Here is an 8,774-nt window from a genome sequence, read left to right on the forward strand (position 1 = left end):
CGACGGCGACGGTGCGGGCGGCGCGCAGCGCGGGGGCCGCACGCAGCACCAGCCGCAGCAGCGCGCCGCTGCCGCGCAGCACCGCGCGGCCGACCGGGTGACGCTCGTCGTGGTAGGTGTCCAGCAACCCGGGCGGCGCCCAGCCCTTCAGCTCGGCGGCCAGCTTCCACCCGAGGTTGGCGGCGTCCTGCATGCCGGTGTTCATGCCCTGCCCGCCCGCCGGGGAGTGGACGTGCGCGGCGTCCCCGGCCAGGAACACCCGCCCCACCCGGTAGCTCGGCACCTGCCGTTCGTCGCTGTGGAAGCGGGACGTCCAGCGCGGGTCGCGCATGCCGTGGTCGGTGCCGAGCGCCCGGCGCGTCGTCGCGCGCAGCTCGTCGAAGTCGACCGGTTCGGAGTCGGGCGGCTGGCGGTGCCGGTCCCAGGCGATCACCCGGTACCAGCCGTCGCCGAACGGCGCCAGGAACGCGAACGCGTCGCCGACCGCGCCCACCGACAGCACCTCCCTCGGCGGGTCAGCCAGGCGCACGTCGGCCAGCATCACCGACCGCACGACCGAGCGTCCGGGGAATGGCAGCGCGAGGGCGCGGCGCACGGTGCTGCGCACCCCGTCGCAGCCGACCGCGTAGGCGGCGCGGCGGGTGTGGGCGCCGCCCGCGGTGCTGACGACCAGGTCGACGCCGTCCGGGTCCTGCCGGACGTCCACCACCTCGGCGCCCTCGACGATCTCGGCCCCGGCGGCGCGGGCCCGCTCGGCCAGCACCCGCTCGGTCTCGTACTGCGGGGTGACCAGCACGAACGGGAACCGGCCGGGCAGCCCGGACAGGTCCAGCGCGGCGGACCCGAACAGCGCCAGGTGGCCGACCCGGGTGCCGGTGGCCAGCAGCTCGTCGGCCACGCCGCGCGCGTCCAGCAGCTCCAGCGTGCGCGCGTGCACGGCGAACGCCCGGGTCAGCGGCGACTCCCCGGCCCGGCGCTCCAGCACCGTGCAGCCGATTCCGGCCGCGGCGAGGTCGCCGGCCAGCATCAGGCCGGTCGGCCCCGCCCCCACGATCACCACGTCCCTGGTGGCAGGCATCGCGCCCCCTCCGGTCCAGATCGTCGGACTGTGCCTGCGGCCATTCCCGGCGCCGCGGGGGCTACGCACATCCCGGCCGCATTTGTCCGGCCGGCCGCCCGGCGCGCGGGGTCAGCCGTGCCCTGCGCGATGCGGGGACTCCAGGCCCAGGTGGATGCGGTATCGGTCGGCGCGGTAGGTGGTGAGGGCGACCTCGACGCACGCGCCCCGGCTGAACGTGCGCTGCTGCACCAGGAACACCGGGCTGCCCGGCTCGACGTCCAGCAGCGCCGCCTCCCGCTCCCCCGCCGGAACGGCCTCGATGGTCTGCTCGCCGGCGTCCAGGACGATCCCGTACTCCTCCTCCAGCACCCGGTAGAGCGAGGCGTCCGCCGGGCGGCGCTCCAGCAGGCCGGGCGCGCGGGCGGCCAGGATGTGCGAGCGTTCCACCGCCATCGGCTCGCCGTCGGCCAGCCGCAGCCGTTCCAGGACGTGCACCTCGGCGCCGCGGTCGGCGCCGAACAGCCGGGCCAGGCGCGCGTCGGCCTCGACGGTGCTCCCGGTCAGGTCGACCGAGCCGGGCCGCATGCCGCGGGCGCGCATGTCCTCGGTGAACGACACCAGTTCCTTGGGCATCTGCACCTTCGGCCGGGCCACGAACGTGCCCTTGCCGGGGATGCGGCGCAGCCGGTCCTCGGCCACCAGCTGGTCGACCGCCTGCCGCACCGTCATCCGCGACACGCCGAACCGGCGGCACAGCTCGCGTTCGGACGGCACCGGCGCGTCGACCGGCAGTCGCTCCTCCTCGATCATCTCGAGCAGGATGGCCCGAAGCTGGAGGTACTTCGGAAGCGGCGCCGACGGATCGATCACACCCCATTCTTATCCGATCCGCGGCCCTCGCCCGCCTCCCGGCCGGGGCGTCGCGGCGCCCCGGCCGGGCGCGCCGGTCAGGACGAGGCGCGGTCGAGCAGCGCGAGCTGCTCGACGGTGAGCGTCACGTCCACGACGGCCATCAGCGGCGCGAGCTGCTCGACGGTGCGGGCGCTGGCGATCGGCATGGCGACCGTGGGCTGGGCCGCCAGCCAGGCCAGCGCCACCGTGGCCGGCTCGACGCCCTGTTCCCCGGCGACCCGGTCGAGCGCCTCCAGCACCCGCGGGCCGCGTTCGCTCTCCAGGTACCGGCGTGCCCGGGGCGCCCGCACGCTGTCCACGGTCGTGCCCGGACGGTACTTGCCGGTCAGGAACCCGGAGGCCAGCGCGTAGTAGGGCAGCGCGGACAGGCCGTTGCGCTTGGCGACGTCCGCGAGCGCGCCCTCGTAGGTGCCGCGCGACATGAGGTTGTACTCGGGCTGGACGGCCTCGAACCGGGCGAGCCCGTCGCGTTCGGACGCGGCCAGCGCCCCGGCGAGCCGGTCGGCGCCGATGTTGGACGCCCCGATGTACCGGACCTTGCCCGCGCGCACCAGTTCGTCCAGCGCGCCGAGGATCTCCTCGACGGGCCGGTCGGGTTCGTCCCGGTGGATGTAGTAGAGATCGATGTGGTCGGTCCGCAGCCGGCGCAGCGACGCCTCGGCCGCGGCCCTGATCGTGCTCGGCGCCAGGCCCCGGTGGTCGGGATGCGAGCCGACCTTGGTGGCGATCACCACGTCGTCGCGCCGCCCGCGCCGCGCGAGCCACTCGCCGATGATGGTCTCCGACTCTCCCCCGGTGTGGCCGTCCACCCACGCCGAGTACACGTCCGCGGTGTCGATGAAGTCGCCGCCGCCCGCGGTGTAGGCGTCCAGGACGGCGAACGAGCCGTCGCGGTCCGCGCTCCACCCGAAGACGTTGCCCCCCAGGCAGAACGGGCCGACGTGCAGATCCGTGTGTCCTATGCGTGCCATGTCCTGGATGAACCGGCCGGCCCTGGCCGGCATTCCGGGTGCACCGCAATGTGCGGGCCCTGATCCGGCCAGGACGTCCCCTTGACCGCGGCCCGCGTCCGATCTCATACTGAACCCTCATTCAGTGAATTGAAATTCGGCGAATCAAGATTCGGGGAGGCGGGACGATGCGGGTGATCGTGGCGGGAGGCGGAGTGGCCGGGGCGGCGAGCGCGATCGCGCTGCGCCGGATCGGCGCGGAGGTGACGGTGTACGAGGCCTACCCCGACCCGGCGGGGCCGGTCGGCTCGTTCGTCAGCCTGGCCCGCAACGGGCTGCGGGCGCTGGAGACGCTCGGCTGCGCCGACGCCGTCCGGCGGGCGGGCTTCGAGGTCGACCGGCAGCGGATGTGGTCGGCGTCGGGACGGCTGCTCGGCGACATGCCGCGCGGCCGCCCGTCCGGCGATCCGGTCCGCAGCGTCACGCTGATGCGCGGACGGCTGGTGGACGAACTGCGCGCCGCGGCACAGCGCTCCGGCGCCCGCGTCGTCACCGGCGAACGGCTCGCCGACGCGGCCGCCGTGCCCGGCGGCGTGCGGGCGACGTTCGCCAGCGGCCGCACCGCCGAGGCTGACCTGCTGGTCGGCGCCGACGGCATCTGGTCGGCGACCCGCCGCCTCCTCGACCCCGCCGCGCCCGAACCCGCCTACGCGGGCTTCTACAGCGCCTCGGGGATCTCGGCGGGCGTCCCCGGCATCGCCCCGGGAACGTTCAACATGACCTTCGGGCGCAACGGCGCGTTCATCCACATCGCGGTGCCCGACGGCACCGTCTGGTGGGCGGCGCAGGTCAGCGACCCGACGCCGCCGGACCTGGACGCGGTCGACCTGGACGCCGTCGCGCGGATGTACCGGCACGAGGAGACCCCCGCCACCGTCCTGCGGGCGACGACCACCTGGCTTCGGCCGACTCTCAACCACGTCCTGGCGCAGGTCCCGGTGTGGCACGACGACCGGACAGTGCTGGTGGGCGACGCCGGGCACCCCGTGGGCTCCGGTCAGGGCGCCTCGATGGCGCTGGAGGACGCCGTGGTGCTGGCGACCGCGCTGCACACCGCCGGATCCGTGCCGCGCGCCCTGGCCGAGTACGAGGCCCGGCGACGCGCGCGCATCGCCAGGATGGTCAAGGCCGCCGGCGCCAACCGCGACGCCAAGACGGCCGGCCCGATCGGCCGCCGCGTCCGGAGCCTCGTCATGCCGCTGGTGTTCCGGTACGGCTACGAGCGAGCCACCGCCTGGCTCTACACCCAGGCGCCCGGCCCTCTCCCCGTGTGAGGTCCGCCGCGTGACGCCGCCGGGGCGTCACCCGGCGGCAGGGGCGGCGACCTCCTCGATGCCGAGGCAGGAGCGGAACATCGGATGCACCTGGAACCGCTTGGCCGCGGCCAGATTGAGGTAACGCGCCTGGTGGGCGCCGAGGAACACGCCGCCGCCCGTCCGGTCCGACGCGCTCCTCGTGCCGCCCTCGGCCGTCAGGAACCCCACCTGCCACAGGATCTCGATGAGGGAGTCGGGGTCGCGGTCGTACAGCCAGGACTCGGTGTCGCGGGTGCGGATCTCGCCGGTCGCCAGCTCCAGGCAGAGCATCTCCAGGTCGTCGCGCGCGAAGGTGGGCCCGCGCCCGCGGAACACCTCGAACACGCTCATCAGCCCCGGGTACTGGTAGCGGTACTCGGCGGCGATGTCACGGGCGCGCTCGGAGGAGTAGCCCGGCTCGGCCCGCGCGACGGCCGCCAGCGGCATCGGCAGGTCCATGCCGCGGCCGAGGGCCGCCCGCTGCGCCTCGGTGCAGAACTGGATGATCTCCCGCGGCCGGTACAGCGTTCGCTCCGCCATGTACCTGAACGACCCCGCCCGCGGCCCGCCCGGCTCGCCGGCGAACACCGCCGACCAGCACGACTCGTCGGTCAGCCGGTCCAGGGCCTCGGCGTCGTAGCCGCGTTCCCGCGCCGAGTGCCGGATCCGCTTGGCGATCAGCTCCAGCAGCGACTCCTCGGTCCACTGGATGCGCTCCAGCAGGTCGCGGTGCTTCTGCGCGTCGTCGTACAGGGCCGGGATGTCGTCGTACATCTCCTGCCGCAGCGAGACGTAGACCCGCAGGTTCGGATGCAGCTCGTTGATCGACACGCACGCCTGGAACAGCCCCGCCACGAACGCCTGGGCGTCCTCGGAGGAGTCCCAGCCGCGGTCGAGCTCGTCGACGAACACCGACACGCGGCGCCGGTTCAGCACGTTGCGCAGCGACGGCAGCAGGTCGTGGATCTCCTCCAGCTTGTAGAGGCGGTCCAGCTCACGGGTGCGTATCCCGGCCTCCAGCGGGCCGAGCTTCACCCCCTCCAGCCGTTTGAGGTACGACACCAGCAGCGACATCGGCCCCAGTTGCCCGGTGGCGTAGTTGTCGCGGATGAAACGGTGGATGTCGGCGCCGCCGTTCCTGGTCAGCCGCATTCCCTTGCGGGCTATCTCCTTCATGACCAGGACGTAGATGAGGTATTTCCACGCCGCCGCGTAGGCGCCCTGTTTCGCCCATGACCCCTTGCGCTCGGCCGCCAGCGTCTGGCTGAGTAGCTCGTAGGAATAGTCGTCGGGCGACAGTTCGATGACGTTGTTTCCGGCGATCCGCTCCTGCCGGGCCAGCATCTGGAAGATGGCGCTCTTCCCGGCCCCCCGGTTGCCCAGCACGATCGTCTTGGCGCCGGACTGGACGCGCTGGTAGGCCGCGGACTCCACGAAGCATTTCTCCAGGCCCCGGCCGATGTCACGTTCCGCCGAGGGGGTGCCGAAGTCCAGATGTTCCAGAATCCTCGAGGACAGCTTCAGCCGTGCCATGAGACCTCCGCGCGCTGGTGTCCCAGGCATGATTCTCCGTTCGCGCTGGGTGCACGGCAACCCACCGTCCGCGTCCACGGAAAAGCGTCACCGGCCCGCACCCCGCCGCCGCCACCGATCCGCCGTCGAACGATTCCCGGACGCCCGCATCACGCCACGCCCACGACGTCCAACGATCGAAAACACCCCGCCGGGCTTCGCGGCGGGGCCGGACGGGCCACGTCCTCCCCCCGCCGCGAGCCGGGCGTCGCGGCTCACGCCCCGGCGCGCGGCGGACGCCGCCCGCCGGGCGCATGGGGAGCGGAGGTCAACGAGGACGCAGATTGAGGCCCAGGGCGCGGAACTGCTCGACCGGCCGGTGGTAGCCGCGTTCGATGTGGTGGACGCCGCGCAGCCTGGAGGGCCCCTCGGCGACGGCCGCCGCCAGCACGGCCGAGAACCCCGCGCGGATGTCCGGCATCGTCACCTCACCGCCGCGCAGCTTGGACACCCCGCGCACGACCGCCGAGTGCAGCGCCGCCGTGTCGTGGTACCGGCACGCGGGTCCGCCCAGGCAGGTGTCGTACACCTCGATCTCCGCGCCCATGCTCTGCAGCGCCGGCACGTACGCCAGGCGGTTCTCGTACACCGTCTCGTGCAGCACCGACATCCCGTCGGCCTGGGTGAACAGCACCATCAGCGGCGTCTGCCAGTCGGTGGCGAACCCGGGATGGGTGTCGGTCTGCACGGCCGCGGGCCGCAGCCCGTCCGGCGCCGACGCCATGATCCACTCGTCGGTGATCTCGAACCGGGCGCCCATCCGGTCCAGCGTGGTGATCGCGGTGACCAGCCGGTCCTGCGGACAGCCGTGCACCCGCACCTCGCCCCGCGTGACCAGCCCGGCGACCAGGTAGGAGAACGCCTCGATCCGGTCGCCCGCCAGCCGCGTCCGCGCCCCGCCCAGCCGCGGCACGCCCTCCACCTCGATGCGCCGATCGGGGGCGAACGCGATCCGCGCCCCCATCCGCTGCAGGAACAGTGCCAGCTCGATGATCTCCGGCTCGGTGGCGGCGCCCCGGATCACCGTCTTGCCCTCGGCGCGCACGGCTGCCAGCAGCACCGTCTCGGTGGCGCCCACGCTCGGATAGGGCAGGTCGATCCGCGTCCCTACGAGCCGTGTGGCGTTGGCGTGGATCCCGTCCTCGGCGACCTCCACATGGGCGCCGAACGCCCGCAGCGCCTCCACGTGGAAGTCGATGGGCCGGCGCCCGATCGGATCGCCCCCCACCAGCGGCACGAACGCCTCCCCCGCCAGGTGCAGCAGCGGGCCGAGCATCAGGATCGGGATGCGGTTCAGCCCGGTGAACGCCTTCGGCACCCCCGGATCGGCCACCGCCCCGGGCACCACGGTGATCTCGTCACCGGACCGCTCCACCGCCATGCCCAGGTGCTCCAGCATCGCCGCGGTGATCTCCACCTCGCCCACCTCGGGGGCGTTGCCGATGGTGCTGGGCCCGTCCCCCAGCATCGCCGCCACCATGTGCTTGCTGACCGCGTTCTTCGCCCCGCGCACCGTCACGTCCCCGCGCAACGGCCCGGACGGTTCGATCTCCCACACCTTTTCAGTCACCTGAGCAGACTATGACCCGCACCCGCGCACACCAACCGCACCGAAACCCGCCCGCCCACTCGCGTCGCGCCCCCGCAGCCCCACCCGTCTCCGGGGACGCCCGCACACCGCTCTCCGGAGCATCCGGCCACCGCGGTGATGCGGTCTGCCGTCCCACACAGCCGGCGGCCACGGCCATGCCCTTGCACCGATCGCTCGCGAGCCTGCAGGTGCACCGGACCTGGAGAACGGCTCGGCGGGGGGCGGCCGTCGGATGAACTCGCACGGTAACGTCCGGATGCCGGCCGCCCGGCCGTGTGATATTCGATCGCGCCCGTTGCGGGCGGACCGGAATAATGCTCGGGTGCTGAGCTTCGCAGACTTCGACACGCGCGGTTACCGAATGGTGGACGTCCGGACCGGCTATGGGCAGTGGGTGACGACATACGAGGACACGGTCGAGGACGCGATGGACATCGCGCTCCTGGAGGACCTGACCGAGCCGTCCTGGGAGACCGTGCGCCGCGCCGTGGACCTGGGCTGCGGCACCGGCCGCACCGCCGCGTGGCTGCGCCGCAACGGCGTCTCCTCGATCGACGGCGTCGACCTGACGCCCGAGATGCTGGCCGTCGCGCGGTCCCGGAAGGTGCATGACCGCCTCCACGAGGCCGACGTAACCGACACGGGGCTTGAGGACGGCGCGTACGACCTGGTCATCGCGTCGCTCATCGACGAGCACCTGCCCGACCTGGGCCCGCTGTACGCGGAGGCGTGGCGGGTCGCCGAGCCGGGCGCGCTGTTCGTGATCGTGGCCTTCCACCCGCACTTCATCATGACGACCGGAATGCCCACCCACTTCACCAGCGCCTCGGGTGAGCCCATCGCCATCGCGACCCACGTCCACCTGTTCAGCGACCACGTCATGGCGGGGGTTCGGGCCGGGTGGACGCTGGCGGAAATGCGCGAGGGCACCGTCGACGACCGTTGGATCGCCCTGAAGCCCAAGTGGGAACGGTTCCGCAACCACCCTGTGTCCGCCGCCTTGGTCTGGCGCAAGTCCGGCTGACTTGACCGTTTGTCTCTGGAGCGGCCTGGTGGAGCCTGGGACACGGCGGCCAGGCGGTAATGGATGAAGCCGGCCTGCCTATATCCGGTTGGGCAGGTCGGCCTGGAACGGGTCGAGCCGGAGCCCATCCTGGGCCATGGGCGGGCCGCGTCAGCGCAGGCCGTGCCGCTCCACAGGCGATTTGAAACATCTGCCGAAAATGCGGAAGGCCCCCGCCGTCACGGCGGGGGCCTTCCAGAAGAGAATGTCCGGCGGCGTCCTACTCTCCCACACAGTCTCCCATGCAGTACCATCGGCGCTGAAGAGCTTA

At 72.9% G+C, this 8,774-nt stretch carries 7 protein-coding genes; 2 read left to right on the forward strand and 5 right to left on the reverse strand.

All coding sequences use genetic code 11. The features are described 5' to 3' along the window. The 3 genes from ABD811_RS43695 to ABD811_RS43705 form a co-directional block, all read right to left on the reverse strand. The coding region (locus ABD811_RS43695; RefSeq protein WP_344959702.1) for an FAD-dependent monooxygenase at positions 1–1,078 on the reverse strand (1,078 nt) is incomplete at its 3' end. Positions 1,079–1,189: 111 nt separating this feature from the next. Then, a complete protein-coding gene (locus tag ABD811_RS43700) occupies positions 1,190–1,930 on the reverse strand; it encodes a GntR family transcriptional regulator (RefSeq protein WP_344959704.1) in 741 nt (246 codons plus the stop codon). Between the two features lie 77 nt (positions 1,931–2,007). After that, on the reverse strand, positions 2,008–2,943 hold the full coding sequence (locus ABD811_RS43705; RefSeq protein WP_344959706.1) for an aldo/keto reductase: 936 nt from the start codon (positions 2,941–2,943) through the stop codon (positions 2,008–2,010). 167 nt (positions 2,944–3,110) lie between these two features. Between ABD811_RS43705 and ABD811_RS43710 the strand changes: the two genes are divergently transcribed. Continuing rightward, positions 3,111–4,256, forward strand: coding sequence for an FAD-dependent oxidoreductase (locus tag ABD811_RS43710; protein WP_344959708.1), 1,146 nt, complete (start codon positions 3,111–3,113; stop codon positions 4,254–4,256). Positions 4,257–4,283: 27 nt separating this feature from the next. Here ABD811_RS43710 and ABD811_RS43715 read toward each other — a convergent pair whose 3' ends face one another. Next, entirely contained in the window at positions 4,284–5,810 is a 1,527-nt protein-coding gene (locus tag ABD811_RS43715; RefSeq protein ID WP_344959710.1) for a P-loop ATPase, Sll1717 family, read from the reverse strand. Between the two features lie 307 nt (positions 5,811–6,117). Continuing rightward, complete coding sequence (gene murA, locus ABD811_RS43720; RefSeq protein ID WP_344959712.1) at positions 6,118–7,419, reverse strand: UDP-N-acetylglucosamine 1-carboxyvinyltransferase; 1,302 nt, start codon at positions 7,417–7,419, stop codon at positions 6,118–6,120. A 343-nt stretch (positions 7,420–7,762) separates the two neighbouring features. Here murA and ABD811_RS43725 point away from each other — a divergent pair, with 343 nt between their 5' ends. Beyond that, positions 7,763–8,464 (forward strand): class I SAM-dependent DNA methyltransferase, encoded by a 702-nt coding sequence (locus ABD811_RS43725; protein WP_344959714.1) that lies wholly within the window; start codon positions 7,763–7,765, stop codon positions 8,462–8,464. The last annotated feature ends 310 nt before the right edge of the window (positions 8,465–8,774 follow it).

The organism is Actinomadura miaoliensis (assembly GCF_039536785.1).
GTDB lineage: Bacteria > Actinomycetota > Actinomycetes > Streptosporangiales > Streptosporangiaceae > Spirillospora > Spirillospora miaoliensis.